Annotated in this window: 15 protein-coding genes and 12 pseudogenes; 8 read left to right on the top strand and 19 right to left on the bottom strand. The window is 71.8% G+C overall.

Annotated elements, in window-relative coordinates; translation table 11 throughout:
* Window positions 1-90 precede the first annotated feature (90 nt).
* Window positions 91-486 carry a hypothetical protein gene (locus RBJ77_RS27755; RefSeq protein ID WP_372347530.1) on the bottom strand — a complete coding sequence of 132 codons (396 nt, stop codon included), beginning with the start codon at window positions 484-486 and terminating at the stop codon, window positions 91-93.
* Here RBJ77_RS27755 and RBJ77_RS27760 point away from each other — a divergent pair.
* The 5 genes and pseudogenes from RBJ77_RS27760 to RBJ77_RS27780 all read left to right on the top strand — a co-directional run bounded on the left by RBJ77_RS27760 (window position 457) and on the right by RBJ77_RS27780 (window position 3,924).
* Entirely contained in the window at window positions 457-870 is a 414-nt protein-coding gene (locus RBJ77_RS27760) for a hypothetical protein (RefSeq protein WP_372347531.1), read from the top strand. The genes RBJ77_RS27755 and RBJ77_RS27760 overlap by 30 nt on opposite strands.
* Before the next feature lie 654 nt (window positions 871-1,524).
* Window positions 1,525-1,714: pseudogene (locus RBJ77_RS27765) on the top strand (hypothetical protein); the annotation flags it as partial.
* A gap of 93 nt (window positions 1,715-1,807) precedes the next feature.
* A pseudogene (locus tag RBJ77_RS27770) lies at window positions 1,808-2,187 on the top strand ((deoxy)nucleoside triphosphate pyrophosphohydrolase).
* Between the two features lie 158 nt (window positions 2,188-2,345).
* Window positions 2,346-2,755, top strand: a pseudogene (locus RBJ77_RS27775) (ATP-binding protein); the annotation flags it as partial.
* Window positions 2,756-3,426: 671 nt separating this feature from the next.
* A complete protein-coding gene (locus RBJ77_RS27780; RefSeq protein WP_372347532.1) occupies window positions 3,427-3,924 on the top strand; it encodes a PAS domain-containing protein in 498 nt (165 codons plus the stop codon).
* Between the two features lie 2,200 nt (window positions 3,925-6,124).
* On the opposite strand, the pseudogene RBJ77_RS27785 reads toward RBJ77_RS27780, so the two are convergent.
* The 8 genes and pseudogenes from RBJ77_RS27785 to RBJ77_RS27820 all read right to left on the bottom strand — a co-directional run.
* Window positions 6,125-6,815: pseudogene (locus RBJ77_RS27785) on the bottom strand (PspA/IM30 family protein); the annotation flags it as partial.
* A 1,157-nt stretch (window positions 6,816-7,972) separates the two neighbouring features.
* A complete protein-coding gene (locus RBJ77_RS27790; protein WP_372347533.1) occupies window positions 7,973-9,046 on the bottom strand; it encodes a TPM domain-containing protein in 1,074 nt (357 codons plus the stop codon).
* A 31-nt stretch (window positions 9,047-9,077) separates the two neighbouring features.
* Window positions 9,078-10,517, bottom strand: a pseudogene (locus tag RBJ77_RS27795) (glucoamylase family protein); the annotation flags it as partial.
* 717 nt (window positions 10,518-11,234) lie between these two features.
* Window positions 11,235-11,594 carry a hypothetical protein gene (locus RBJ77_RS27800; protein WP_372347534.1) on the bottom strand — a complete coding sequence of 120 codons (360 nt, stop codon included), beginning with the start codon at window positions 11,592-11,594 and terminating at the stop codon, window positions 11,235-11,237.
* Window positions 11,503-11,901 carry a family 1 glycosylhydrolase gene (locus RBJ77_RS27805; RefSeq protein WP_372347535.1) on the bottom strand — a complete coding sequence of 133 codons (399 nt, stop codon included), beginning with the start codon at window positions 11,899-11,901 and terminating at the stop codon, window positions 11,503-11,505. The genes RBJ77_RS27800 and RBJ77_RS27805 overlap by 92 nt, the downstream gene beginning before the upstream one ends.
* Before the next feature lie 173 nt (window positions 11,902-12,074).
* Window positions 12,075-12,929, bottom strand: a pseudogene (locus RBJ77_RS27810) (carbohydrate ABC transporter permease).
* A gap of 40 nt (window positions 12,930-12,969) precedes the next feature.
* A pseudogene (locus tag RBJ77_RS27815) lies at window positions 12,970-13,961 on the bottom strand (carbohydrate ABC transporter permease); the annotation flags it as partial.
* 552 nt (window positions 13,962-14,513) lie between these two features.
* Entirely contained in the window at window positions 14,514-15,299 is a 786-nt protein-coding gene (locus RBJ77_RS27820; protein WP_372347536.1) for an extracellular solute-binding protein, read from the bottom strand.
* 234 nt (window positions 15,300-15,533) lie between these two features.
* On the opposite strand from RBJ77_RS27820, the pseudogene RBJ77_RS27825 reads away from it, so the two are divergent.
* Window positions 15,534-16,530 (top strand): annotated as a pseudogene (locus tag RBJ77_RS27825) (acetylxylan esterase).
* A 628-nt stretch (window positions 16,531-17,158) separates the two neighbouring features.
* On the opposite strand, the gene RBJ77_RS27830 reads toward RBJ77_RS27825, so the two are convergent.
* The 9 genes and pseudogenes from RBJ77_RS27830 to RBJ77_RS27870 all read right to left on the bottom strand — a co-directional run.
* Window positions 17,159-17,458, bottom strand: coding sequence for a substrate-binding domain-containing protein (locus RBJ77_RS27830; protein ID WP_372347537.1), 300 nt, complete (start codon window positions 17,456-17,458; stop codon window positions 17,159-17,161).
* Window positions 17,458-17,799: a hypothetical protein gene (locus tag RBJ77_RS27835; protein ID WP_372347538.1), complete on the bottom strand. Its 342-nt coding sequence runs from the start codon at window positions 17,797-17,799 to the stop codon at window positions 17,458-17,460. The genes RBJ77_RS27830 and RBJ77_RS27835 overlap by 1 nt, the downstream gene beginning before the upstream one ends.
* Window positions 17,800-18,519: 720 nt before the next feature.
* Window positions 18,520-19,260, bottom strand: coding sequence for a hypothetical protein (locus RBJ77_RS27840; protein ID WP_372347539.1), 741 nt, complete (start codon window positions 19,258-19,260; stop codon window positions 18,520-18,522).
* A 122-nt stretch (window positions 19,261-19,382) separates the two neighbouring features.
* Window positions 19,383-20,155, bottom strand: a pseudogene (locus RBJ77_RS27845) (succinate dehydrogenase/fumarate reductase iron-sulfur subunit); the annotation flags it as partial.
* A complete protein-coding gene (locus RBJ77_RS27850) occupies window positions 20,152-20,436 on the bottom strand; it encodes a hypothetical protein (RefSeq protein WP_372347559.1) in 285 nt (94 codons plus the stop codon). The gene RBJ77_RS27850 and the pseudogene RBJ77_RS27845, both read right to left, overlap by 4 nt.
* Before the next feature lie 92 nt (window positions 20,437-20,528).
* Window positions 20,529-20,588: pseudogene (locus tag RBJ77_RS27855) on the bottom strand (hypothetical protein); the annotation flags it as partial.
* Window positions 20,589-20,850: 262 nt separating this feature from the next.
* A pseudogene (locus RBJ77_RS27860) lies at window positions 20,851-20,910 on the bottom strand (hypothetical protein); the annotation flags it as partial.
* Window positions 20,911-21,078: 168 nt separating this feature from the next.
* Window positions 21,079-21,975: an FAD-binding protein gene (locus RBJ77_RS27865; protein ID WP_372347540.1), complete on the bottom strand. Its 897-nt coding sequence runs from the start codon at window positions 21,973-21,975 to the stop codon at window positions 21,079-21,081.
* A 119-nt stretch (window positions 21,976-22,094) separates the two neighbouring features.
* Window positions 22,095-22,919, bottom strand: a pseudogene (locus tag RBJ77_RS27870) (hypothetical protein); the annotation flags it as partial.
* A gap of 1,304 nt (window positions 22,920-24,223) precedes the next feature.
* On the opposite strand from RBJ77_RS27870, the gene RBJ77_RS27875 reads away from it, so the two are divergent.
* Window positions 24,224-24,823 carry a hypothetical protein gene (locus tag RBJ77_RS27875; protein WP_372347541.1) on the top strand — a complete coding sequence of 200 codons (600 nt, stop codon included), beginning with the start codon at window positions 24,224-24,226 and terminating at the stop codon, window positions 24,821-24,823.
* A 187-nt stretch (window positions 24,824-25,010) separates the two neighbouring features.
* Window positions 25,011-25,163 carry a hypothetical protein gene (locus tag RBJ77_RS27880; RefSeq protein WP_372347542.1) on the top strand — a complete coding sequence of 51 codons (153 nt, stop codon included), beginning with the start codon at window positions 25,011-25,013 and terminating at the stop codon, window positions 25,161-25,163.
* 341 nt (window positions 25,164-25,504) lie between these two features.
* On the opposite strand, the gene RBJ77_RS27885 is transcribed toward RBJ77_RS27880, so the two are convergent.
* A complete protein-coding gene (locus tag RBJ77_RS27885; protein WP_372347543.1) occupies window positions 25,505-25,714 on the bottom strand; it encodes a hypothetical protein in 210 nt (69 codons plus the stop codon).
* Window positions 25,715-25,932: the final 218 nt, after the last annotated feature.

Below are 25,932 nucleotides of genomic sequence, written 5' to 3' on the forward strand. Positions count from 1 at the left end.
TCGCGCTCGAAGGCTCGATCATGGCGCAGGCGATGCACGAGGTGGCCGGACTGCCGCTGCCCGTCGGGTACTTGCTGACCACGCTCATCGTCATCCCACCGTCTTCCGCATGCGCTCGCCAAGGTGCAGGCCTGGACGCGGCCGGTCTGGCCGATCGGTCTCGTGCTGCCCTTCGTGGTCCTGGCGTTCCACTCGCCGGGCATCGCGGGACTCCACCCGCCGGCGGCGCGGCACCGAGGGCGCGGGCAGCGGCTTCTCCTGGCTCGGCTTCGGCCTCGGCACCGGCGTCGCGCTCTCCTCATCGCGCAGATCGGCGAGCAGGCGGACTACCTCCGTCTTCATGCCGGCGAAGACGGAGCAGAACAGGAAGCGATGGAATCTGGCCGTTCTCGCGGCAGGCCCCGGCTGGGTGGTCATCGGCGCCGCGAAGCAACTCGGCGGCGCGCGCTCGCCTTCGTGGCGCTCGAAGCGGTCGGCAAGACGCACGCCCTGGAGCCCATCGCCCCGCAGGTCGAGGCGCTCAAGCCGTGGCTCGGCTCGGTGGCACTGCCCGCCGCCGCGCTCTTCGTCGTCGTGTCGCAGATCAAGATCAACGTCACGAACGCCTACAGCGGCTCGCTGAGCTGGTCGAACTTCTTCTCCCGGGTGACGCACAAGCACCCGGGCCGGGTCTGCGACATCTTCCTCAACCTCGCCATCGCGCTGACGCTGATGGAGATGAACATGTTCGCCGCGCTGAACAAGCTGCTCGGCTTCTACTCGAACGTGGGCATCGCCTGGATCGCCGCGGTCGCCGCCGACCTGGTCATCAACAAGCGCGCTGGAGCCCCAAGTACATCGAGTTCAAGCGGGCGTACCTGTACGCCGTGAACCCGGCCGGTTTCGGTTCGATGGTGATCGCGTCGACCGTCTCGATCCTCGCCTTCTTCGGGCTCTTCGGTGAGTACGCGGAGGCCTTCTCGACCTTCATCGCCGCCGGCCTCGCACTGATCCGTGCCCGCTCATCGCCTGGGCCACGAAGGGCAAGTACTACCTGGCCAGGCCGAATCCGGTGAACGGCGGACGCCGACGTCGAGGACATCACCGCGACCCACGCGTGCAGCGTCTGCGAGACGGCGTACGAACTCCCCGACATCGCCGACTGCCCCGTCCAGTCCGGGCCGATCTGCTCGCTGTGCTGTTCCCTCGACGCGGAGTGCGGCGACGTCCGCACGAAGCGGCCAACGGGCGAGCCGGTTCTGATGCCGATGCCGACGGTGCGGGTGAGCTGAACCGGTACCGCTGGGGGACAGGGGGCGCATCTATGCAGATGCGCCCCTCTGCGCGTCCCGGAGCGGAGCCGCCGATGGCTTGTTGCGTACCTCTTTGTGCCATTCCGTATCCGCTGCGTAAAGGTCAGGCGTAGGCTCGGGCATAGTGCGGATTGCGGTTTCCTCAGGATCAGGGGCGGGACGCGATGCGAGTCGGAGCCGGGGCGACAAGGAGGAGGGCGCGACGACTGACAGCACGACCACGCTTCGTGGCCTGCTCATCCGTGAGGACGACAACGGCAGCCGCTATCGCGTCGGCCGCTACGCGACGAAGGCGGAGGCCCAGCGCATCGCAGACAGTCTCGACGACGGACAGAGGGGGCGGCGCGCAGCGCCTCGATGAGGGCGGTGGCCGGGAGACGGGCGGGCACAAGCAGCTCTACTGGGTGGAGCGGCTCGCGCAGGGGCAGGTCCCGGGCAGAACGGCACCGTGCGCTGACGGAGTCGCGGCCCCCGGGTCGTACGCTCCGGCACATGACAGAACCGATCGAACCGTCGTGGTGGTCGCCGCCGCGCTGTACGACACCGACGGCCGGCTGCTCGCCGCGCGACGGAGTGCGCCCCCGAGCTCGCAGGCCGCTGGGAGCTGCCCGGCGGCAAGGTCGAGCCGGGCGAGGTCCCGGAGGACGCCCTCGTCCGCGAGCTGCGCGAGGAGCTGGGCGTCACGGCCGCTCCGGTGGCGCGCGTGCCGGGCGAGTGGCCGCTGAAGCCGGGTTATGTCCTGCGCGTATGGCGCTGTGACCTGCGCGCGCAGGGCACGCCGCGCCCGCTCCAGGACCACGACGAGCTGCGCTGGCTGGCTGCGGACGAGATCTGGTCGGTGGACCGGCTCGACCAGGACGTTCCCGCGGTGAAGGAGCGCCCTGGCGCGCACTGACCGCGCGCGCCGTCCCTACGCCGTCCGTGCCACCGCACCCCAGGAACACGCTGAACGCGATAGCTCACCACTGCGTCCGGGTATATCCCGATTAACCCTCTGAAACCGGACAGGAACCGGCCAGGAGATTCGGGCAGAGCGATGCACGGGCCAGGGAAGTGATCGGCGTGCTCCACACCGAAGGCGACTACGCCGAGCGCCTTCTGCCGACCCGACGGCCGTCCGTGCAAGGCGCGCGCCGCGGTCCGCGCACAGCTCGTCGCTGGCCTCGACGAGCTCGGCGACGTGACGGCACTGCTGGTCAGCGAGCTGGTCACCAACTCCCTGCGCTTCGCGTCCGGCCCCATCGGCGTCCGGCTCGTCCGCCCCGACGGCAGCCGGACGTGCTCCTCGTGGAGGTCTCCGACCCTCCCCGACCCGCCCTGCGCGCCCGCGCGGCGGACCCCGACGACGAGGGCGGCCGCGGACTGCAGCTCGTGGCCGGTGCCTCGCGCGCCGCTGGGGCACGAAACCGGGGAGCACGGGAGAGGCGGAGAAAACCGTGTGGTTCGAGCTGGCTCTACCGGGTGAGGAGAACCCTGCGGGGCCGGTGAGGCGTGCCGGGCCCGGTGCGCGGAGGCGGGTCAGGAGACCCGTGGCCGGTCGAGACACGAAGGAGCGAAGATACCAGGTGTAGAGACACCGGGTGTGGGCGCACCCGCACCTTGGGTACGAAACAGTCGGTCCCGGCGGGCAAAAAGGGTCGGGAGCGTGGTGTGATCGTGAACACCGTGTTGCGCGGCTCCGTAGTGCTGGATACTGCGGGCAGCCGCCCCGGTGACCGGCGCCGGACGCACGGTGAGCTGGAGGGACGATTCGCGTGAGCGAGATACCAGCGAAGGCCAGGTCAGTCCGGGGGCCCCTCGGGCGCGGCGGCGGCGCGGGGTGCGGGCCAGGCGCCGCAAGGCGGTAACGGGCCGAACGGCGAGGACGGCGGGCAGCCGGAGCAGACGGACATCTGGCGGTCGAGCCGCCCGGTTCGATCTACGACTACATCAAGGTCGCCTCCTTCTCCTCGGGTCCGACGGTCTGATCGACCAGTGGAGCAGGCGGGCCGCACAGCTCTTCGGCACGTCACGTCCGAGGACGCGGTGGGCAGGACATCGAGGCGTTCGTCCCGGCCGACCTGCGGGAGCGCGGCCACCGCAAGATGACGGAGATCCTGGACGGGCGCGAGTGGACGGGCGCCGTCCGTTCCGCATGCCGGCCGGCGAGGACGGCGGCGAGCCGCAGACCGGCGTCGCCGAGGTCTCACGCCATGCCGACGACCACGGAGTCCGGCGAGCGCGCCGCGGTCTGCATCGTCTCGTCGACGTGCGGACCCTGCGCAGCTTTATCGAGACCGACCTCGCTGCCTCTCAGGCAATTTTCGGCCAATCTCCCTTCGGCTTCCTGCTGTTCGACACCGATCTCAAGGTCGGCGGACCAGCCGCACGTTCACCTCGGTGTTCGGCGGCCAGGTCGACGACCGCGCGCGGCCACACCGTCCACGACTACCTGCCGCGCCACGGGGCGGACCGGGTGCAGGGCGCGCTGCGTCGGGTCCTGGAGACCGGCGACGCCGTCACCGACATGCAGCTCGTCGGGCCCGCGCCCGGCTCGAGCCGAGCGCCGCCTGCTGGTCCATCGACCTCTATCGCGTGCACAGCGGTTCAGCGGGCCGGCCGATCGGCATCGCCGGCCTCGCCACGGACGTGACGCGCCGGCACGCCGCCGCCCGCGAGGCCGCGCTGCGCCCGCCGCGGCCTCGCGCGCTCTGAACGAGGCGGGGGCCCGGATCGGCACTCCCTCGACCTGGAGACTGACCGCGCGGGCTCCTCGACGTCGTCGTCCCCGGCTTCTGCGACCTGGCCTCCGTCGACCTGTACCAGGGCCTGCTCGCCGGTGACGAGACCGCGCTGTTCAGCCACAGCCTCGCCGAGCGGCGGCGCCGAGCTGCGCCGCGTCGCCGCCGCCAGCGCCGTGGTGCCGACATCCCCTTCCTGGACCTGGGCGGCGAGGCCCCGGTGACCATGGGCGCGGTGCGCCGCTTCCGTTCAACTCGCCTGTGCGGACGCCCTGCGCACCGCCAGGCCGCAGCTGCTCCCCGCCGAACCGGGCGGCCTGGTGCAGTCCACGCTCGCCGTCCCGATGGTCGCGCACGACACGGTCGTGGGCCTCGTGCAGTTCTCCCGCACCAAGGGCGGCGAGCCGTTCAGCGACGGCGCTGACGGTCCCTCGCGGTGGAGCTGGCCGCGCGCGCCGCGGTCTGCATCGACTCGCCCGGCTGTACCGCCACTGCGAGCACGAGCGGGCCTGATACTCCAGCGGTCCCTGCTGCCGCCCGGTAGCGACCCCGAGGCGTCCGGCCTCGCATCGCCTGCCGCTACCTGCCGGGCAATGCGGCGACGGAGGTCGGCGGCGACTGGTTCGGCGTCATCGAACTCCCCGGCCACCGCACCGCGCTGGTCGTCGGCGACGTGATGGGCCGTGGACTGCGCGCCGCCGTCGCCATGGGCGAGCTCGCACCGCCGTCCGCACGTTGGCCCTGCTCGACCTCGAGCGGCGAGAGTGCTCAGCGCGCTGGACTGAGATCGCGCGCGGCCTCGGCACCCCGGCGGCGTGCAGCAGGCCACCCGCACCGCCCGCACCGCGAACTCCACCGGCGGCGAGGACCTCTCCGAGGTCTACCTCGCCACCTGTGTCTACGCGGTCTACGACGCCGTCACCCGGCGCTGCACGTTCGTTCGCCACGCGCGCCACCTGCCGCGTCCTCGTCGAACCCGGCGAGGGCGCCCTCTAGCTCGACGTTGCCGCCGGGGATGCCGCTCGGCGTCGCGAGCCGTTCGAGGAGGTCGAGGTCGAGCTGCGGAGGGCTCGCTGCTCGCCTCTACACGGACGGTCGTCGCGAGTCCCGCGACCATCCGCTGGACGAGGCGCTCTCGGCGTTCCGCAACGCGCTCGACGATCCGTCGCCGGCTTTGGAGGACGTCTGCGACCACGATCCTCAACACGCTCGACACGCACCACGGCGAGAGGACGACATCGCGCTGCTGATGGCTCGCGTCGCAGGGGCTAGCCGCCGAGCGAGAACGTCGGCGACTGGACGCCGCCGCGCGAGCCGAAGTCCGTGGGCGCGCCCGCGCAGCCGCGCGGGCGCAGCTGCTCAGCTGGGACCTCGAACTCGTCGACACCACGGAGCTGCTCGTCAGCGAGCTGGTCACGAACGCGCTGCGCTACGGCGAGGGCGACATCCGGCTGCGCCTCCGCTCGACCGCACGCTGGTGCGCGAGGTGTGGGACGCGCGGGGCTCGTGCAGCCGCGCGAGGCGCCGCGCCCGGGACACCGACGACGGGCGGGCGCGGCCGCAGCTCGTCGGACTGCTCAGCGCCGCCTGGGGCTCGCGCAGGACGCCGCGCGGCAAGACCGTCTGGTTCGAACTCCCGCTGCCGAACGGCGACTCGCTCGCGGACCGACGGAGGCGCTGCTCAGCCTGTTCTGGCCGGATCCTGCCCGCGGCCCTTTCGAGTGGCTGCCGGGCGTGCCGTGTGCGGGATCGGCCGGTGGCGATCGGAGGCGAGCATCGCCCGCATGGACACCGGCCTCCGGACATCGCCGTCTCGGTCATCGCCGCCGCCGCGCGGCGGTCCTCGCGGCGGTCGCCGCGCGCTGCGGCGATCCGCACCGGCTGGTGCCCGCCGTGGATGGCGGCGCGATCCAGCGCCCCGGCTGATGGGGCAGGGCGTCCTGCTGCTCGCCAGCTGCCTGGCGGTCCAGAGCGGTCGCCACCGTCGCCGGGTACGGGCGGCTGGCCGCCGCATCGCGGGGCTGGCGCTGCTGCTCGCCGGTCTCGGCCTCGTGGCCGCGGCGGAGCGCCCGCCCAGGACGCGACGGGCGCGCCCGTCACCGCTTGAGCGCGCGCGAGCCGTGCCTCGGTCTCCGCCGCGTCGCCGAGCGAGTCCAGCTGCTCGAACTGCGCGTCCAGCGACGACGCGGCCAGCTCCTGCTTGCCGAGCGCCTTCTGCCTCCTCGCGCCGTACCTTCTCCTCGAAGCGGCCAGACGTCGCTCGTCGGGCCGAGGACGTCGATGTTCCGGCCGCGTCCAGCATCTGGTTCTGCGCCTGCGCCGTCTTGGCGCGGGCCTCGCTGGTCGCGCTTCGAGCGGAGTTCGGTCAGCTTCACCTTCATCTGGTCGAGTCCGGCCTTCAGCTTGTCGACGACCTCGGTCTGCGCGCGGCGATCGTCGGCTCCGCGTCCCTGGCCTCCTTCTCGGCCTGCACTGCCGCCCAGGGCGACCTTCGCCAGGTTGTCGAACTTGTCGGCCTCCGCCGCGTTCCCGCCGGCGCGCAGTTCGTCCGCCTTCTTGCTGGCGGCCAGCGCGCTTGCCGCCCCACGTCGGCGGCCGCGTCACGTCCTCCTTGTGGTCCTGCTCCATCATCCGCAGATTGCCGATGGTGGTCGCCACCGCCTCCTCGGCCTCGATGTTGTTCGTGTAGTCGCGGATCAGCTGGTCGAGCATCTTCTGCGGATCCTCCGCACTGTCGAGCAGCGCGTTGATGTTCGCCTTCGCCAGCTGGGTGACTACGGCCGAGAATGGTCTGCTTCGTCATGGTGAAGTCCTTCGGTGCGTAAGTCCGGTCGGGGACCGGGGACGGGGTCATCGGGTGCTCAGAAACGTCCGCCGCCGCCCCTGCGGCCGCGGTCCCCCTCCGCCGAAGCTGCCGGGCCCGCCCCCGCCGAAGCCACCGCCGCCGAACCGCGCCGCCCATCCCGCGCCCTGCCCCGCGCAGCACCTCGCCGAGGATGATCCCGCCGAGCACCGCGCCGCCCATGCCCCACCGCCGCGTCCACCGCCACCGCCGTAGATTGCCGTACGAGCGCGCGTCCCGCTCGGCCAGCGACTGCGCCTGCCGGGCCAGCGGCATCGGCCTGCTGCGCCTCCGTGAGGGCCGCGGGTCGGACTCCTCGCTCGCCTGCGCGGTCGCCAGGCGGCGCTCGGCACGCGTGTGAGCCGGAGCGCGGGCCTCGCTGCCGACCGCGCCGCGGTGCGTCGTGATGAAGTCGGCCGCCGCGCCGGTGCTGCATGCGCGCCGCGAGCAGCGCCTGCCCGAGGAGCGAGCGGGCGCGCGCCGCGCCCGCCTCGCGCTCCGCGCCGCCGCGAGCGCCTCGCCGAGCGCCGCGTCCGCCTCTCCTCCACCCGGCGCAGCGCGTCGATCGGGTCGCTACGGTCCGGCGGCCAGCGCTGCGCACGTCGGCGACGACCGATCTCACGACACGTGCGATCCGGCCGCGCAGATCGCCGGTCGCGACGCCGCCCGTGGTGCCTTCGAGGAGACCGGTGCGGGCGTCCGCGGCGTCCGTCTCGGACTCGGTGAGCGCGCCGGGCGAGCTCCTCCTGGCCTCGGCGAGCTGCTACCGGCCAGCCGGTCGGTCGTCGCGCGACGAACGTGCCGGCCTGGTCGATGGCGCCCTCGGCGGCCCGCAGGAAGACGGCCGCCCTGCCGTTGTCGCCGGTGTCGACGGACTGCCGGGCCTGGTTGAGGTGGGTCGTCGCGAGCACCAGCCGGTCCTTCCTTGGCCTGCTCGACGTGGCCCGCGACGGACAGGAGCGCGGCGGGCGCGTACTGCGAGCCGAGCGCCGTCATGGTCCCCTGCGCGCTGCTGGTCCGCGCCGCGAGCTCGCCGGAACGCCCGCTCGGCGCCCGCCAGCGCCTCGGGCGCCGTCCGTTCCAGCGCCCGCAACCGGTCGAAGTCCTCGGCCTCCTGGTCAGCCTGCGCCCCGCCTCGGTGCAGCCCGGCCGACGATCTCGTCGAGCATCCGCCGCTTCGTCGCGTCGTCCTCGGGGAAGGCGTCGTCGAGCTGCTGGCGCAGCTTGAAGGCCGCCGTCAGCTCCGTCTGCGCGTAGGCGACCGCGGCGCGGAACGGCTCGACGGCCTCGTCCCCGAACTGGGCGGTGGCGAAGCCGAGTTCCTCGGTGCTGGTGCGGACCGCGTCGTCGGTCTCGACCAGCAGCCGTCTCGCCTGTTTGTCGAGCTCCGGCAGCGGGGTGAGCTGCGGTTTTCCCCAGCCCTGTGCACCCGCCCCGCCGCCGGGCGTGGTGCGGGTGCCCATGCGCCGCTTGCGCCGGGTGTACGCGTACGCGGCCAGGGCCCCGGCGCCGCCGACGGCGATCACGGGGAGCACCAGGTCGCCGGCGCCGCTCCCGCCGTTGCCGCTGTCCGCGCCCGGGTCGGCGGCGCCCGGCGTGATCGTCGGGGAGGGCACCGGGCGGCCCGCGACGACGGCGCCGATGCCGTGCGCGGCGCCGATCGCGGCGCCCGCCCAGTCGTTCTTGCGCAGGGCGGGCTCCACCGCGGTCCCCGCGATCTCCTGGATCTGGGCGTCGGTGAGCCGCGAGTCCTGGTCGACGGAGAACGCGTACTGCCGGTCGTGCGTGGCGACGGCGAGCAGGACGTCGTTGAGACCGAGGCCGTTCTTGTCGGCGGTGCTGTTCGCCCAGTCCTGCGCGGAACGGCCGGAGAGGTCCCGCACGTAGGTCACGAAGAGCTGGATGCCACGCTCGTCGTCGAGCTCGGTGAGGGCGTCGGCGGTGACGTCCTCGCGGTCCCCGAGGGCGTCGACCTTGTCGGTGATCTGGCCGGTGCGGGAGAGGTGACCGGGTCGTCGGCGCGAGGCGGAGTCGGCGGGCAGCAGCAGCCAGAGCAGCGCCAGCAGCGCGGCTGCCGCCGTCCGCGCGGCTATCGGTGGCGGGGAACCGGCGGGCGTCGCAATTCGGAGCGTAGCGTCCGGATGGAAGGTGCCGCGACCGGGACGCCCCCACAGCGTCCGCGGCCGCGGCACCGGTCTTGGGTGCCGCTTCAGGAGCGGCTGAGATGGAGAAACGCTCCTTCGCCAGCAGCGGCCGCACCCGCGCGGCGAAGCCGCCGGTACGGAACGGGCGCTGCAGCAGGCCCGGGCTGAGCTGCTGCGCCAGCGCGGCGGCGACCATGCCCTGGTCGAGCGCGAGCACGAGTCGCTGACCCGGCCCGTCGTGACGTCCACCGAGTCCCGGAACCCGTACGTGTCGTCGTACGCGCCGAAGTCCGCGTCGAGCGCCTTCAGGTTGGCGACGGCCTCCCCGCGCGCGTGCGGCAGCGCGAGGAAGGAGGCGTGCGGGGTGACGACCCCGAGGGAGTTGTAGCCCTCCTCCTGCATGCCGATGGCGTCGACGCCGTACTCGCGGTAGCCGCCCGCCGGGATGTTGGCGGGGAGAAGCCCCAGTAGCCGTACCCCTCCTCCTGCAGGCCGTGCTCGATCTGGCTGCGCACGTACCGGTCGTGCGTGAGCCCCACGCGCGCGGGGACCACTCGGGCTCCGGCACGAACAGCGGCACCATCAGCGCCTCGAACATCGACCCGCCCCAGGTGGGGACGAGCTTGCGGCCGCGGTACGTGTAGTGGCCCTGCCGGACCCGGATGCCGTCCATGGCGACGTAGGAACCCTCGGGCTCCTGCTCCTGGCCCATGCCGGGCAGCAGGGTGCGGAAGAGGTGCCAGTAGTGGTCGGCCGGGATGCTGCCGTCGGCGATGCCCAGGTAACTGGCCATCCGGGGCTCGGTGTTGAGGGCGCCGTAGTGGTGGCCCGTCGGCTCGCCTCTCCCGGCTTGTCGGGCCAGAAGCCGCCGCGGAGCTGGCCGGGGCCCGCGACCGGGTCGGCCGCGTCGTACGGCGTGTAGTAGTACGACCAGTCGGCGCCGGCCAGCAGCTTCGCGACGCGCGGCCGCAGCGCGGGGGCGGCGTCCGCGGCGATCCGCAGGCCCGTGACGAGCCAGGCGTTGTCGACCGAGGAGAGGAACGGGCGGACCGGGTCACCGGTCGCCGGCCAGAGTGGTCAGCAGCGAACCGTCGTGCGCGTCGTACGCAGTTGAACCAGAACCCGTGCGCCCGCTCCAGCTTCTCGACCGCGGACACGGTCCTGGTCAGCTTCCGCTCCATCGCGTCGCGGGAGATGACGCCGAGCCCGCCCGCGGCGGCCGTCGCCCACAGCCCGCAGCCGATGTTCGTCGGGGAGGTCTGCACCGACGGGACCGGGTTGCCCGGGCCGCTGACGTCGATCTTGTCGGCGGCCAGACCGAACTCGGTCGTCATCGCCTCGATCGAGCGATACGTCGAGTGGAACCACTTGCGCAGCAGCGGTGTATCAGAGGTATGAGCGGAACGACGGAGCGACGAGACGGCGTCCGCCGGGGCACGGCCCCGGCGGACGGGGCAGCGCCCAGCGCGAGGGCGGCGCCGCCGGCGCCTGCGGCGGTGAGGAAGGTACGGCGATCCATGAAGGTCCTTCTCCGGAGGGGCTGATGTGAAGGGAAGTTCGTGGTGCTCGTGGGGGTGCGGGCGGGGCCGGCGGACGTCAGGGTCCGTCGGCCCCACCGTGCGCGCCTGTGAGTCAGGGGCCGCAGGCTCGCGGTGGCCGGAGCGCGGGGGTCAGGGTCCGCGGTTCCGTACGCCTCGGAGCGGCGTTCTGGCCTGTGCCGTTCCGGACGGTCGTGGGGTGGGTGCGGTCCCGGCTGCGCGGGCACCCACCGGAGGGCAGGCCGGCCGGAGGACCGGCCGGGGGTCAGAGGCGCGGCAGGGCCTTCTCGTGGCCCAGGCCGCCGAGCCAGACGCCCGCCCGCCTTGGGGGTGCGCTCGAAGGTCTCGGGGTCGACGGAGATGAGGCCGAAGGTCGCCTTGTAGGTGCCCCACTCGTAGCTGTCGAGGGCGCTCCAGGCCGAGGTAGCCGCGGACGTCGAGACCGTCGTCGAGACAGGCGGCGACGGCGTCGAGCGCCCCGCGTAGTAGTCGACGCGGCGGTCCTCGTCGCCGGTGGCGATCCGTTCTCGGTGACGATCAGGGGCACGTCGGGGCCGACCAGCTCGGCGGTGTGCCGCAGGGCGTACCCGACGGCGGCGGGGTAGTACTCCACTGCGTCAGGGTCCGCTCGGCGTCGGCCGGGGCCGGGATGGGACCGTCGGCGCCGATCTTCGTCCGGGTGTAGGACTGCACGCCGATCAGTCGTCGCCGCGGGCCGCCTCGATGAAGACGTCCTCGCGCGGCGCGCTGTAGGCGGCGGTGACGTCCTCGGCGCCCGGCAGCGCCTGGTAGACCTGGTTGGCTATCGTCCAGCCGACCTGGATCCCGGCGTCGATGGAGCGGACCGCCTTCACCGCGGCGTGGTGCGCGGCGATGACGGCATGCGCCGTCTCCTCGTCGGGGAAGGGCAGACCGGCGGGCGGAAGCCCTGGTCGCCGCGCTTGGCCAGCCCCGCCATCACGGCGATCATGTTCGCGCTCGTTGATGGTGCACACGTGGCGCACCCCGTCGGCGAAGATCGGCGCGCACTCCTCGACGTACCGCGCGAAGAGCTCCACGGCCCCGTCGGCGGTCCACCCGCCGAAGTCCTCGAGACCACTGGGGGACGGTGAAGTGGTGCAGCGTCACCATCGGCCGCAGCCCGCGGGCGACGGCGCCCTCCACCATCCGCCGGTAGTGCGCGATCTCGGCCACGCGAGAGTAGCCACGGACGGGCTCGATGCGGGCCCACTCGACGCTGAACCGGTAGTCGGTGAAGCCGAGTTCGGCCAGCAGGTCCATGTCCTGCTCCCAGCGGTGGTAGCTGTCGCAGGCGTCCAGGCTCGGCTCCTGGATCCCGGCCGCCGGGTCGTGCTCCTGCGCCACCAGTCGCTGTTGACGTTGTTGCCTCGATCTGGTGCGCGGCGGTGGAGGCGCCCCAGAGGAAGCCGTCCGGGAAGGGGGTCCAGGCGTGCGTCATCGTCAGCTCAGTCCTTCTGTGAAGCGTGTGGGAGCAAGTGGGGAGGGCCGTCCGGCGGCCGGTGCGCCGGGTGCGCCGCCTACTTCATGCCGGCGGTCGCGATGCCCTGGGTGAAGTGCCGCTGCAGGACCGCGAAGACGAGCAGCACGGGCAGGACGACGAGCAGCGAGCCCGCCATCAGCATGCCGTTGCCGCCGCCCACCGTGCGGTCCGGGTCGTTCGCGAAGGTCGCGAGCGCCACCGGGAGCGTGTACTTGTCGGGGTCGTTGGTCGCGATGAGCGGCCAGATGAAGTTGTTCCACGACCCGAGGAAGGTGAAGATCGTCAGCGTCGCGAGGGCGGGCTTGACCAGCGGAAGCACGATCCGCCAGAAGATGTACCACTCGCCGGCGCCGTCCATCGGGCCGCTTCCAGCAGCTCGTCGGGGATGGTCACCATGAACTGCCGCATCAGGAAGACCCGAAGGCCCCGGCCGCGAAGGGCAGGACGAGTCCGGCGTAGCTGTCCAGCAGGTTCAGCTTGTTCATCAGCACGTACAGCGGAAGGATCATGAGGCTGCGGCACCATCAGGGCGGCGAGCACCACGCCGAAGACCTTCGAGCGGCCGCTGAAGTTCAGCTTCGCCAGCGCATAGCCGAGCATCGAGCAGAACAGCAGATTGCATCACGGTCACGAGCACCGCGACGATCAGCGAGTTCAGGAAGTAGTAGCGCGGCATGTCGAGCTGGTCGAGCAGATCGGTGAAGTTCTGCAGGGTCCAGGTCGACGGGATCCACACCGGCGGGCTCGCGGTCAGGTCCTTCTTGGTCTTGAAGGCGCTGAGCGCCATCCACAGGAAGGGCGCGGACATGACCAGCAGCCCGAGCGAGGCGACCACGTGCAGCAGCGGCTTGCGGACGCGGCCCTCGCGGGGCGCGGGCCGTCCGGGACAGATGAGGGAGCGGGCGGGGGCGGTGGCCTGCTGAGTGCTCACTCGTGTTGTCCTTCATCAGTCGCAGCTGCAGCACCGTGATGCCCATGATCACCACGAACAGGACGTACGCCATGGCACTCGCGTAGCCCATGTGGAAGAAGTTGAAGCCCTCGCGGTACATGTCGAGCGACACCGTCAGCGTGGAGTCCGACGGCCCGCCCTGCGTCATCACGAACGGCTCCTCGAAGACGTTCAGATAGCCGATCGTGGTGATGACCGTGGCGCGGCAGCAGCGTCGGCCGCAGCAGCGGCATCGGTGATGCGCCGCAGCTCCTGCCAGGCGCTGGCGCCGTCCAGCCGGGCGGCCTCCCGGACCTCGGTCGGGATGGCCTGCAGACCGGCGATCATCAGGACCATGACGGTGCCCATGCTTGCGCCACACCGCCATCGCGATGAGGGACGGCATGGCCCAGGTCTCCGAGCCGAGGAAGTCCGGTGTGGAGAAGCCGAGTTCCGCGCCCAGTCCGGCGATCAGACCGTCCGACGGGTCGAGACACGAACCGCCAGACGATCGCCACGGCGACGATGGTCGTGACCACGGGGGCGTAGAAGCCGACGCGGAAGAAGGTGCGCGCCCGGTCGATGCCGTTGTTCAGCAGGATCGCCACTGAGCAGGCCGAGCACGATGGTCAGCGGCACCCCGACGACGACGAAGTAGGCGGTGCTGAACAGGGCCTTGAGGAACTTGTCGTCGCCGAACAGCTGGACGTAGCTGTCGAAGCCGACGAACTTGGCCTCCAGCGGCCGGGTGACGTTGCGCGTCCCGAAGTCGGTGAAGCTCATCAGGAGCGTCGCGACGATCGGGAAGAGCATGAAGACGCCGAACAGCACCAGGAAGGGGGTGGAGAACAGCCAGCCGGCCAGGTTCTGCTTCCCCATCGAGCGCTTCTTCCCGCGCCTCTCTGCTCGGGCCCGGGGGCCGGGGCCTGACGGCCCGGACCGCACGGGGGTGGGCCGCTCTGCTGCGGCACCGGGTGTCGTGGTGGACGACATGGTCTCGCCCCTTCGGACCGGTTGCTCGCGCGACGGTGCTGCTCGGCGCGGGCGATCGCGGGTGGTTACTTCACGAGGCTTTCGATCTCAGCCCTGGGCCTTGTCGAGCGCCGCCTCGCGCGGAGGACTTGCCCTGGGTGACCGACTCGATGGCCGAGTCGACCTTCGAGGTGATCTCCGTCCACTTGCTGGACCGGGAGACCTCCGCGACTCCATCTGGGCCTTCCAGACCTCATGTTCGGGTCGGTGGCGAGCTCGCCGGACTTCCAGGCGCTGACGTTGGCCGGGAGGTCCTTGGTCCGCTTGAACCAGTCGGCCTGGCCCTCGGTGCCCAGTGAGGTTCTTGACGAGCTCCTTCTGCGGCGGCCTTGTGCTCGCTGTCCGCGGAGATGGCCAGGCGGAGCCGCCGGCCATGGAGGCGGAGGATCTCGTCGGTGGGGACGTTCGCGACGCCCCACTTGCCCTTGAGGTCCGGGTAGTTGTCGTCGATCAGGCCCATCATCCAGGGGCCGCCGAAGAACATCGGGACGGAGCCCGAGTTGAAGTCCTTCGTCACGCCGTAGCCGGGGGCGACGGACTCTCGCTCAGACCCTTCTTGAAGTAACTGCCGTAGTTCTCCAGGGCCTTGACGGCGGTCGGGTCTGTTGACGACGGCCTTGCCGTCCTGCTGACGATCTCGCCGCCGGCCGAGTACAGGAACTGGTAGAAGCTCTGCACCGTGTCCAGGTTCTTCGGCTGGATGGACAGGCCCCACTCGGTGCCGGCCTTCTTCTGGTACGCGGTGGCGGCCTGCTGCAGCTCGGCCATCGTGGCCGGGGCCTTCTCGATGCCGGCCTTCTTGGCGAGGTCGGTGCGGTAGAAGAGGACGCGGGTGTCGACGTACCACGGCACGCCGTAGGTCTTGCCGTCGACCGTGCCCTGGTCCCAGCCCGCCGGGAAGTAGTCCTTCTCGTCGAGAAGACCTTGGTGTCGACCGGCTCCAGGGCGCCCATGTCGGCGAACTCGCCCATGTAGCTCCCGCCCATCTGCATGACGTCGGGAGCTTGCCCGCCGCGGCGGCGGACACCAGCTTCTGGTGGCGACGTCCCAGCCGATGGGGGTGACCTTGACCGTGATGTTCGTTGGCCTTCTCGTAGACCTTGGCGACGTCCCGAGCTTCTCGCCCTCGGTCCCCATCGCCCACACGGTGAGGGTCTGCGTCTTGTCGGCGGCCACGCCACTGCCGCCGGAGCCGCCGCACGCGGTGAGAGTGAGCGCCGCCGCGGCTGCGATGGCGACCGAAGCGATTCTGGCGTTGCGGTGCATGGACGGCTCCTCCTTGAGCACTTCCTGATGCATGCGCTGCCGTAAGCGCATACATCACTCTGCGCAGGTCCCCGATGTGGCAAGAGGGGTCTTGGTCACACTCCCGTAACGCGGGGTGCCATCCCAGGTCGCAACGTGCCCGGGCGAATCGCCAAGACGTTTGCGAACCGAAAGTATCTGATTCTGCCCTGACTCGGTGCGGTCCACTTCGGGAAGTGGTCCGCCGGTGCGTGCCAGGTCAGACGCGCGCGACATGATCCACCGGGTATGTCTAAGGTCACGCGCATGACATCGACGCTCGTGCACGACTTCCCGTTCGACCGTCCTACGGGCGGACCCTCGACGATCTGCTCCAGCATCCCGGGCCCCCGGTGCGCCCGAGGACTTCGACGACTTCTGGCGCGCGCAGTACCGGGCGGCGCTCGAGGTGGCGCCCGAGCCGCAGGTCGGACGGCTCGTCGAGGAGCGCGACGTGCGGGTCTTCGAGGTGTCGCACGCGTCCGTGGGCGGCGTCCGGGTGGGCGGCTGGCTGGTGCCGCCCGCGGAGGGGCCGGCCGAGCACGGCCGTCATAGGCCACGGGTACGGGGGACGGGACGCGGTCGGGCCCGAGGTGCCAGCTGCCGACGCCGCGGTCCGCGGCGATCCTGCCCTGCGTACGGGGCATGGGGGAGCGGACCCTGCTTCCCGGCGTGCCGTCCGTGTCGGGCGAGCACGTGCTGCACGGGATCGAGTCGCGGGAGTCGTACGTCATCGGGGTGCGTCGCCGATCTGTGGACGGCGGCGACGGCGCTGCTCGAACTCGTCCCCGAACTGGGGGAGTCGGCGGACGGCGGGCCCCGCCTCGGCTACCTCGGCGAGAGCTTCGGGAGTGGGCTCGGGGCGCTCGCGCTGCCGTGGGACGAGCGGTTCGCGGCGGGGCAGTTGACGGTTCCGACGTTCGGCAACCATCCGCTGCGGCTGACGCTGAGATGACCGGGAGCGGGGCGGCGTGCGGCGTCATCACGCCACGCATCCCGAAGTCGTCGACGTGCTCCGGTACTTCGACGCGGCGACGGCGGCGACGCGGGTGCGGGTGCCCACGCTGGTGGCGGCGGCCCTGTTCGACCGTCCGTGCCGCCGCCCGGGCAGTTCGCGGTGTTCAACGGGCTGGGGACGGGCGTGAGCTTCACGTTCCGAGGCGGGGCACTTCGAGTGGGGCGGGCTGACGCGGAGCGTAATCGGCTGGACGCGGCTGTGCGGAAGTTCTTGGGCGGGTGCTGCTAGGCCGGCCGTCCTGGTTGGCCGGGACCGTGGCCGAGCTCCCGGGCGCTGCCCCGACCCCGCTCCTCAATCGCCGGAGGGGCTTCTCTGATCGGGGGTGTGGTTGGTTGGACGTTTCTGTTGGGCGGCCCCGGGGCTGAGCTCACGTGGCTGAGCTCCGGGGCGCTGCCCCGGGCCCGCTCTCAATCGCCCGAGGGGCTTGATCGGATCGAGCAGTCGGTTCTCCGGGGGCAGACGCGTACGAGACGGAGAGGGGACGGTCCGGGTATGTGCGCGCGCAGCAGCCTGGCCCCGGGTGACTGGTGCGGTCATCGGTCGACGGTTCGCGTGAGATGGCGAGCATCGGACATGCCCGGGCGGCCCGGACCCGACCACGCACCTGTCGGGACCGGCGATCAGCCGCCACGCAGCCCCGCGACGGCCACCTCCACTCCTCGCGCGAGAACCCCACTGCCCGCACCCGGCGACCAGCGCCGCAGCCAATCAGCCGCGCCCCCGTATCAAGCCCTCCCTCCGGCGATTGAGGAGCAGGGCCCGCCGGGGGCAGCGCCCGACCCCCACTCGCAGCAACCGAAACTAAACCGCCACCCCACACCCACAACTACCCCGCCGCACCACGGACACCGAAGCATCATCGACACCGGGTCGCCCCCGTGAGCCCGGTGAGGCGGCGGACCAGGAGTTCCACCGCCTCCTCGCCCATCCGCCGCATCGGCTGCCGCACAGTGGTGAGCGCCGGCCGCACCAGACGACTGAGGGCGATGCCGTCGAAACCGGTGACGGCGACGTCCTCCGGGACGCGTGTACGCCCGCCGTTCCAGGGTGTGCAGCGCTCCGACCGCCATCTGTCATTGGCGAAGAGCAGCGCTCCGGGCGCTCCCCGGCCCGGTCGAGCAGGGCGTCGGCCGCCCGCGCCCTCCGCCTGGGTCATCATCCCGACCCGCAGGTCCGGCTCGGGGCCACCTCGATGCCCGCGGCCCGGCACGCCTCCACGTACCCCGGAAGCGCGCCTCGACGTCCGGCTGACTCCTCCGCGGAGCCGACGTACGCGAGCCGCCGCAGCCCGTGGTCCTCGATGAGGTGCCGGGTCAGCTCGCGCTGGCCGTCGGCGTTCGCGACCTCGATGTGGTCGAGGTGATCGAGGTGGTCGCTCTCCCGCGGCCCCGCCAGCATCACCACCGGCTGCCGCCGCGAGATGACCTCCAGCTCCTCCGTGGGGACGGTCCGGGCGAGCACCGCGAACCCGTCGACCCGCCCGGCCACCTTCGCCACCAGGCTCTCCGGCCCGCCCTTCAGGGACGCCGCGATGAGCAGCGCGTACCGCGGCGGCGCGCGGCGCGCTCCATGCCGCGGATGATCTGGTCGGAGTAGAGCATCGCGGCGTCGTCGTCCGCCCGTCGCCCCGGTCGCTCCCGGCCTCCGCTCGGACCCTGGCGTCCGGGTCGGAGTAGTCGAAGCGCTGCGCCGAGCACGCCGGTGGAGCGGCTGGCGAGGCCGCGGGCGTTGCCGCTGCGCGCACGTAGCGCCGAGCTCGCGGGCGGCGGCCAGGACCCGTTCGCGGGTCTGGGCGCGGACCGAGTCGGGGTTGCGGTAGACCCGGAGACGGTGGCGATGGAGACGCCGCGGATCGTTCGGCGACGTCGTACACCGTGGGGCTGTGCTCACTGGGTGGTACCCCGAGTCTGCGGTCAGCGGATGCGAGCGGACGCCGGCGCATGGGCGCAGGCGAAGGAACGCACGTGGATGTCAGTGAATGAAAGCGCATTCACTCTAGGTCGGTACCCTCGACGTGAGCAAGGTCAGGCCCCACCGGCTCAGGCCCCACCGGCTCAGGCTCACTCGGCTCAGGCCCCACCGGCTCAGGTCCCACCGGGTCAGGGCCACAGCAGCAGTCTGGCCAGCTCGCCGGTGCGTCCTGGTCGCCGGGGCGCATGCCCGACTCCGTGCTGTTCTTCCACGTCATGGAGACGACCGTGCCGCCGTCGCCGACCGTCACCTTCGAACCGGCGAACCGCTCGCCCGCCGCCGTCTCTCCCGCGGAGCTTGCCGGCCACCTTCTCCGCGGCCGCCGCGGACGGGGTCACGACGCAGGGCGTCTCCGTCGGGGCGGCGGCGGTCTTCGCGCGGCTGCCGATGCCGAGCAGGGTGACGCCCTGCTTGCGGTACGCGGCGCGCTTCCGTACAGGGACGCCCGCACACGTCGTCGCCCAGGCAGTCGACGGCCTTCCGATACGCGGCGTCGTCCGTCACGGCGCGGTCCGGCGGGTCGAGCGGGAGCGGGACCGCGTCGTCGGTCAGCTTCGTGGTGCGTGCCGAGCCGGACACGTCGACGTCGGCCTGCCCCTTCTTGCGCAGCCGGACGGCGCCGTCGTCGTCCGTCGCCCGGTAGCCGCGCTTCGTCATCGCGGCGCGCACCGCGGCCACGTCGAAGTCGCCGGTGAGCCGCTGGCCGTGGCCATTGCTCAGCAGGAGCGAGGTCGCCACGTCCTTCCGTCGAAGCCGTAGGAGGGCCGCACGCGCATCGGCGGTGTAGGGACGGCCGGTCAGCTCGATGATCCCGTAGCCGTCCAGCGACCGGTACACCTTCCTGCCCGTGCCGACGAGCCGGCGCGCTGCCGTGACGTCCGTGTATGTGACGACCTGCCCGGCCGCCGACGGGGGCACCGCGGACAGCGCCGCCGTCAGCCCCCGCCCGCCGCCGTTCTCCGAGTCGTCCCCGGCGCCGCACGACACACGCTCTCCGTGCCCAGCACTCCGACGAGCACCGGCACCACGTACCTCAGGGTCACCATCCGCATGCGCGGCAGTCTGGCACGCGGGCATGACAAGGGGGCCGGGGACGGTCCTACTCGCTTGCGGCGCCTGATCTTGTTGCCCAGCCAGACCACCGGGTCGTGCCTTCCGGTCGGCGGCCCGCTCCTGAGGGGGATCAGCGCGTTGTCCGTGATCTTGATGCCCTCCGGGCAGACCTCCGTGCAGCACTTGGTGATGTTGCAGTAGCCGAGGCCGTGCTCGTCCTGCGCCGTGGTCTTGCGGTCGAGGCCGGAGTCGGCCGCGGCGTCCAGCGGATGCATGTCGAGCTCCGCGACCCGCATCAGGAACCGCGGACCGGCGAACGCGGCTTGTTCTCCTCGTGGTCACGCACCACGTGGCAGGTGTCCTGGCACAGGAAGCACTCGATGCACTTGCGGAACTCCTGCGACCGGTCGACGTCCTCCTGCATCATCCGGTACTCGCCCGGCCCGACCCCCTGCGGCGGCACGAAGGCGGCACCTCGCGGGCCTTCGTGTAGTTGAACCCGACGTCGGTGACGAGGTCCCGGACGACGGGGAACGCGCGCAGCGGCGTCACCGTGATGACGTCCTCCCGGCCGAACACCGACATCCGGGTCAGTGCACATCAGGCGCGGCCGCCGTTGATCTCGGCCGAGCACGAACCGCACTCTGCCCGCCTTGCAGTTCCAGCGGACCGCCAGGTCGGGGGCCTGCGTCGCCTGCAGCCTGTGGATGATGTCGAGGACGACCTCGCCCTCGTTCACCTCGACCTCGAAGTCCTCGAGGCCGCCGCCGCCGACGTCACCCCGCCACACCCTGAAGTGCGCCTCGTACGCGCTCGCGGTCGCGGTCACTCGAAAAGCTCCTCTTCGGCCAGGTACTTCACCAGCTCCTCCTTCTCGAAGAGGGCGAGCAGGTCGGGGCGGATGGGCTCGGTGGTCTCCCGGCGCAGGCTGATCTGACCGCGCACCGGATCCGTGGCCGCCAACCCGCCCGTGGGGTCCCGGAGTTGGCACAGCAGATTGATCCGGCGCCAGTCCCGGTCCATCGCCCCGTGGTCCTCCCGGGTGTGGCCGCCGCGGGACTCCGTGCGCTCCAGGGCGGCGCGCGCGACGCACTCGCTGACCAGCGGCATGTTGCGCAGGTCGAGCGCGAGGTGCCAGCCGGGTTGAATCTGCCGGTGCCCTCGACCCCGGCCCGCCGCGCCCGCACCCGCAGGTCCGCGAGCTTGCGCAGCGCCTCCTCCATCTCGGCCTCGCGGCGGATGATGCCGACCAGGTCGTTCATGGTCTGCTGGAGTTCCTGGTGCAGCGTGTACGGGCTTTCGGGGACGGTGCCCTCCTCCCGGGCCCTCGGCCGAGAAGGGGCGCAGCGCCTCGGCCGCCGCGGTGTCGATCTGCAGCCGGACACGGCCGGCCGGTCGGCTCGCCGCGGCGGCGTGCGTCGCCGCGTGCAGCCCGGCCCGCCGGCCGAACACCAGCAGGTCCGAGAGGGAGTTGCCGCCGAGCCGGTTGGAGCCGTGCATCCCGCCGGCCACCTCGCCGGCCGCGAAGAGCCTCGGGACGCCGCGGGCGGCGGCGGTGTCCGAGTCGACCGCGATGCCGCCCATCACGTAGCGGCAGGTCGGCCGACCTCCATGGCCTCGGCCGTGATGTCGACGTCCGCCAGCTCCTGAACTGGTGGTACATGGACGGCAGCCGGCGCCGGATCACCTCGGCCGGCATCCTGCGTCGACACGTCGAGGAACACCCGCCGTGCGGCGATCCGCGCCCGGCCTTCACCTCGGCGTTGATGGCCCGGGCGACCTCGTCGCGGGGCAGCAGTTCGGGGGCCGCCGGTTGTGGTCCGGGTCGTCGTACCAGCGGTCGCCCTCGGCCTCCGACTCCGCGTACTTCTCCTTGAAGACGTCGGGGATGTAGTCGAACATGAACCGCTTGCCCTCGGAGTTCTTGAGCACTCCGCCGTCGCCGCGCACGGACTCGGTGACGAGGATGCCCTTCACCGACGGCGGCCAGACCATGCCGGTCGGATGGAACCGCACGAACTCCATGTTCAGCAGCGAGCCCCGGCGAGCAGCGCGAGCGCGTGCCCGTCGCCGGTGTACTCCCAGGAGTTCGACGTCACCTTGAAGGACTTCTGCCGATGCCGCCGGTGGCGAGGACGACGCTCGGCGCCTCCAGGACAGAAGAACCGTCCGCTCTCCCGCTCGTAGCAGAAGGCGCCGGAGACCTGGCCCTCGTCGTCCTTCAACACTCCGTGTGACGGTGCACTCCTGAAAGACCTTCAGGCGCGCCTCGTAGTCCCGAACTCCTTCTTGTCCTCCTGCTGCAGCGCCACGATCTTCTGCTGGAGCGTGCGGATGAGTTCGAGGCCGGTGCGGTCGCCGACGTGCGCGAGGCGCGGGTACCGTGTCCGCCGAAGTTGCGCTGCGAGATCCGCCCGTCCTTCGTCCGGTCGAAGAGGGCGCCCCAGGTCTCCAGCTCCCAGACGCGGTCGGTGCCTCGGTCGCGTGCAGCTCGGCCATCCGCCACTGGTTGAGGAACTTGCCGCCGCGCATCGTGTCGCGGAAGTGGACCTGCCAGTTGTCCCCGGAGTTCACGTTGCCCATGGCGGCCGCGATGCCGCCCTCCGCCATCACCGTATGGGCCTTGCCGAACAGGGACTTGCAGATCACGGCGGTACGAGCACCTGCTCGCGCGCCTCGATCGCCGCCCGCAGTCCGGCGCCACCGGCCTCCTCACCACGACAACATCCCACTGCTGCCGCTCCACCACAGTCATCAGAACAACCTCGATCGTCGAAGGCGCCGGACGCGACTCAGGTACACGTAGAGCCGGCGACCGCCACGCTCACCAACGAGGCCCAGGCGAGCAGCATGTGACGGGCGTTCAGCTTTGCCGACCCAGCCCCAGAGGCGATAGCGCACGGGTGTTTCGAGAAGTGCTTGAGCCGGCCGCCGATGATGTGCCGCATCGAGTGGCAGGAGATCGTGTACGCCTGATCAGCGTGATGTTGACCAGGAACACGAGCGTGCCGAGGCCCATGTGGCTCCCACTCGTAGTGCTCTGTCGCGTGAAGGCGAGCACGGTGTCGTACGTGAGGATGCAGGCCACGAGTACGGCGGCGTAGAAGCAAAGTACTCGTGGACGTTCTGCAGGATCAGCGGGAACTTCTGTCTCACCGCTGTACTTCTTGTGCGGCTCGGCCACCGCGCAGGCCGGCGGCGACGCCCAGAAGCCGCGGTAGTAGGCCCTTGCGGTAGTAGTAGCAGGTCAGCCGGAAGCCGAGCGGGAAGATCAGGATGAGCAGCGCGACAGGCCCCACCAGCTGCCGAAGATCTCCCAGTTGGGGCCGTGCCGCATGGGCTCGCAGTTCTCCGCGAGACACGGCGAGTAGAACGGGGACACGCACGGGGCCGCGTAGTAGTCCGCGTTCGCGAAGGCCCGCCACGTCGAGTACACGACGAAGGCGAACAGGCCCGCGGCGGTCGTGGCCGGGGCCAGCCACCAGCGGTCCGTGCGCAGATGGCGCGGCGATCGCGGCACGGGTCCGGCTTCGGACGCCGGTGCCGCTCTCGGTATGGGGTTCGGTACTGGTGGGTTCCGTGCCGGTGGCCAAGGAAGCCTCCGCTCGAAGCGACTCGCGTGGGTGTGCGTCAGGCGTGCCGGTCCGCGCGCCGAGCCCTCGTCGTCCGAGTCCGTCCAGCCAGGGAGCTGTCGTACGGGGTGTCGATCGTCACGAGGTTCTCGGTGCGGCGGGGGTGCTGTCTCGGCGGCGGCGGTCGCGCGCAGCAGGGCCACGCTCTCGCGCAGGTGGTCGGTGTCGGCGCGGACGCGGCGCAGTCCGCCGTCGAGCTGGGGCTGGATGCGGCCCACGGCTCGTGCGAGGTCGTCCACGCAGCGCTGAATGGCCGTCAGGTCGTCGTTCATGGACATGGCTTGCCCTCACTTCCGCTGGTGCGGCGGAGATGTCTCAGGCGCGCCTGCGAGTGTCGCGCGTCACATTGCCGTTTGTGAAGGGATCCGCGGATTGCTGAAGCGGGAAGTGCACGCCCCCGCTCCGCGCCTCCGGGCGGCCGGTTCTTCGTCCGCGGGCCCCGCCGCTGCTGCTCGCGCAGCTCCCGCGCGCCCTGATCGCCTGCCGTGTGGCGGCCGGTTCTTCGTCTGCGGGTCTCGTCGTGGTTGCTCGCGCAGTTCCCGCGCCCCTGAAACAGGCGCACTCCGTGCGCCGTCCCAGGGTCGCCGATGGGGCTGCGGCGAAGCCGCATGCCTCAGGGGCGCGGGGAACGGCGCGAGAAGCCCCACCGACCGCAGCCCGCGACGAAAGCCCCGCCCGGCAGACGCGGTCGGTCTTTGAGGGGCGCGGGGAACGGCGCGAGAAGCTCCCACCGACCCGCGGCCCGCGACGAATCACCAGTCCGGCAGACGCCCAGGGGCGCGGGGAACGGCGCGCGAAGCCCCACCGACCCGCAGCCCGCGACGAATCACCAGTCCGGCAGACGCCGTCGGTCTTTGAGGGGCGCGGGGAACTGCGCGAGGAGTCCCGTCGGCCCGCAGACGGAGTCTTAGAGCCGCGCCGGACAGCTTCCTTACATTGGGCTTCCTCGCACGAGTGTTGTGGGAGGCACGCCGGGATGCGTCGCGGGATCGTGGGAGCGATCCTTCAGTTGGCCGATGGATGTGATCAACGACATATACCGCCAAACGTGATCAACCGGCCAGCACCGGAGGTAGACGCCGAGATGCACCCAACCCCCAGGCGCCCAGGCGCAGCCGCCCGCTCGGCCGCGTTTCTCGTGAGCGGTGCCCTCGCCGTGACCGCCTCGCGGGTGCGGCGCCGACGACGAGTCCAGCACCCCTCCGCCGGCCAGGACATCGCTCCCGCCGCCCGCGCCCAGCTCAAGCGACGGCGGCACTCCTGCGGTGGGCGATCGACGCCGTGCCGCAGACGCTCAACGCCTCCAGGCCGACGCCGACGCGGGCACCGGCCGGATCACCGGCGCGGTCCTCCCGGCGATGTTCCGGCTCGACGCCCAGGGCCGGCCCCAGCGCGACGCCGACTACCTGGAGAAGGCCGAGGTCATCGAGACCGAGCCCAAGCAGGTCGTGCTGTACAAGCTGAACCAGCAGGCGGTGCGGAGCGACGGCCGGGAGATCGGCGCGCCGACTTCGCCGCCCAGTGGCGTGCCCTGTCCGGCAAGGACTCCGCGTACTGGACGGCCCAGCAACGCGGGCTACGACCGCATCGAGAAGATCGAGCGCGGCGCCGACGACCTCGAAGTAGCCGGGTCACGTTCTCCAAGCCGTACGCGGACTGGCGCGCCCTGTTCTCGCCGCTGTACCCCAAGCGACGTCATGGGGACGCCGGACAACTTCAACGAGGGCGCGCGCCGCAAGCTCAAGGTCACGCAGGGCCCGTTCGCCATCGACAGTAGGTCGACCGCGGCGACCAGCAGGTGCACCCTGGAGCGCAACCCGCGCTGGTGGGGCCTGCCCCGCCAAGTCTCGACAAGCTCGTCCTGAGCGCCGTCCCGCGCGCCCAGCGGGCCGCCGCGCTCGCCGCCGACAAGCTCGACCTGGCCGACCTCGACGCGGGCGGCGCCGACCGCATCGCGTACGCGGCCCTGCGACAAGAGGCGCCTCGGGCCCGCTCGCCCACGGCCCGGCGCGAACCTCACCCTCGGAGCAGGCGCTGCGCTCCTGGGCGATCGTGCACGGCGACGACGAGGAGGCCGCCGACGGGGAGATCGCCGCGCGCGAGAAGACCGCAAGGCGATCACAGAAGTACGCCGCGGAACAGGCGAACCTGCACGGCTTCCAGGTCCGCAAGTCCCTCGAACCGCCTACACCCAGCTCGCCCTGAACGGCTCCGAGGGCCCCCTCGCCGACGAGCGCGTGCGCCGCGCCGTCGCCCGCGCCCTGACCGCGACCCAGCTCGCCGAGTCCGTCCTCAAGCCGCTCGGCCTGCCGGTGCACACCGCCGACAACCACCTCGCCCTCTCGCCGGGCAGGACGGTTACACCGACAACAGCGACGCGCTCGGCGACCAGGACACGGCGGAGGCCCAGGCGCTGCGCTCGCCGAGGCGGGCTGGACGCCGGGCGGCCCGATCACGGAGAAGAAGAAGGAGAAGCCGAAGACGGCGGGCAGCGAGGCCGACCGCGACGCGGCGTCCGCGGAGGACTCCGACGACTCCGGCGGCGACTACGTCGTGGGCGAGGACGACCAGAAGCCCGCCGACCACGCGCCGCCGCCGCGTCGGCCCTCGAACCCGTCGCAGCCGCCCAGTACGCGGCGCTCCTGCACCAGGCCGACGCGCTGATGCTCGCGCGCCGCCGACAAGGAGAAGTCGCACTCCAAGAAGCGCGCCGAGAAGCGCGCCGAGAAGAAGGAGCACGCGGCCGAGGGGCTCAAGAGCGACGCCAAGCGGTACGCGAAGCAGGGCGGCGCCCCGGCGCGTACGCCCGAGCGGGCACGGCCGCTCCGGCCGGCGCCGCGGCTGGGCCGCTCGCCAAGGACGGCAGCCGCCGACGCTGCGCTTCGCTGCAGTCCGTCGGGACCGGGCGCCTGAGCAGCTGCGCACGGTCGCCGACCGGATCACGCGCATGCTGGAGAAGATCGGCATCCGCACG

The sequence above is a fragment of the Streptomyces sp. KL116D genome (assembly GCF_030766975.1).
In the GTDB taxonomy this organism is placed as follows: Bacteria; Actinomycetota; Actinomycetes; order Streptomycetales; family Streptomycetaceae; genus Streptomyces; species Streptomyces longispororuber_A.

Coding starts and splice junctions, on each gene's coding strand:
- RBJ77_RS27820 (WP_372347536.1), bottom strand. CDS start 15,299: ATGCATCAGGAAGTGCTCAAGGAGGAGCCGTCCATGCACCGCAACGCC.
- RBJ77_RS27780 (WP_372347532.1), top strand. CDS start 3,427: ATGCCGGCCGGCGAGGACGGCGGCGAGCCGCAGACCGGCGTCGCCGAG.
- RBJ77_RS27850 (WP_372347559.1), bottom strand. CDS start 20,436: ATGCCGCTGGTCAGCGAGTGCGTCGCGCGCGCCGCCCTGGAGCGCACG.
- RBJ77_RS27830 (WP_372347537.1), bottom strand. CDS start 17,458: ATGACCCAGGCGGAGGGCGCGGGCGGCCGACGCCCTGCTCGACCGGGC.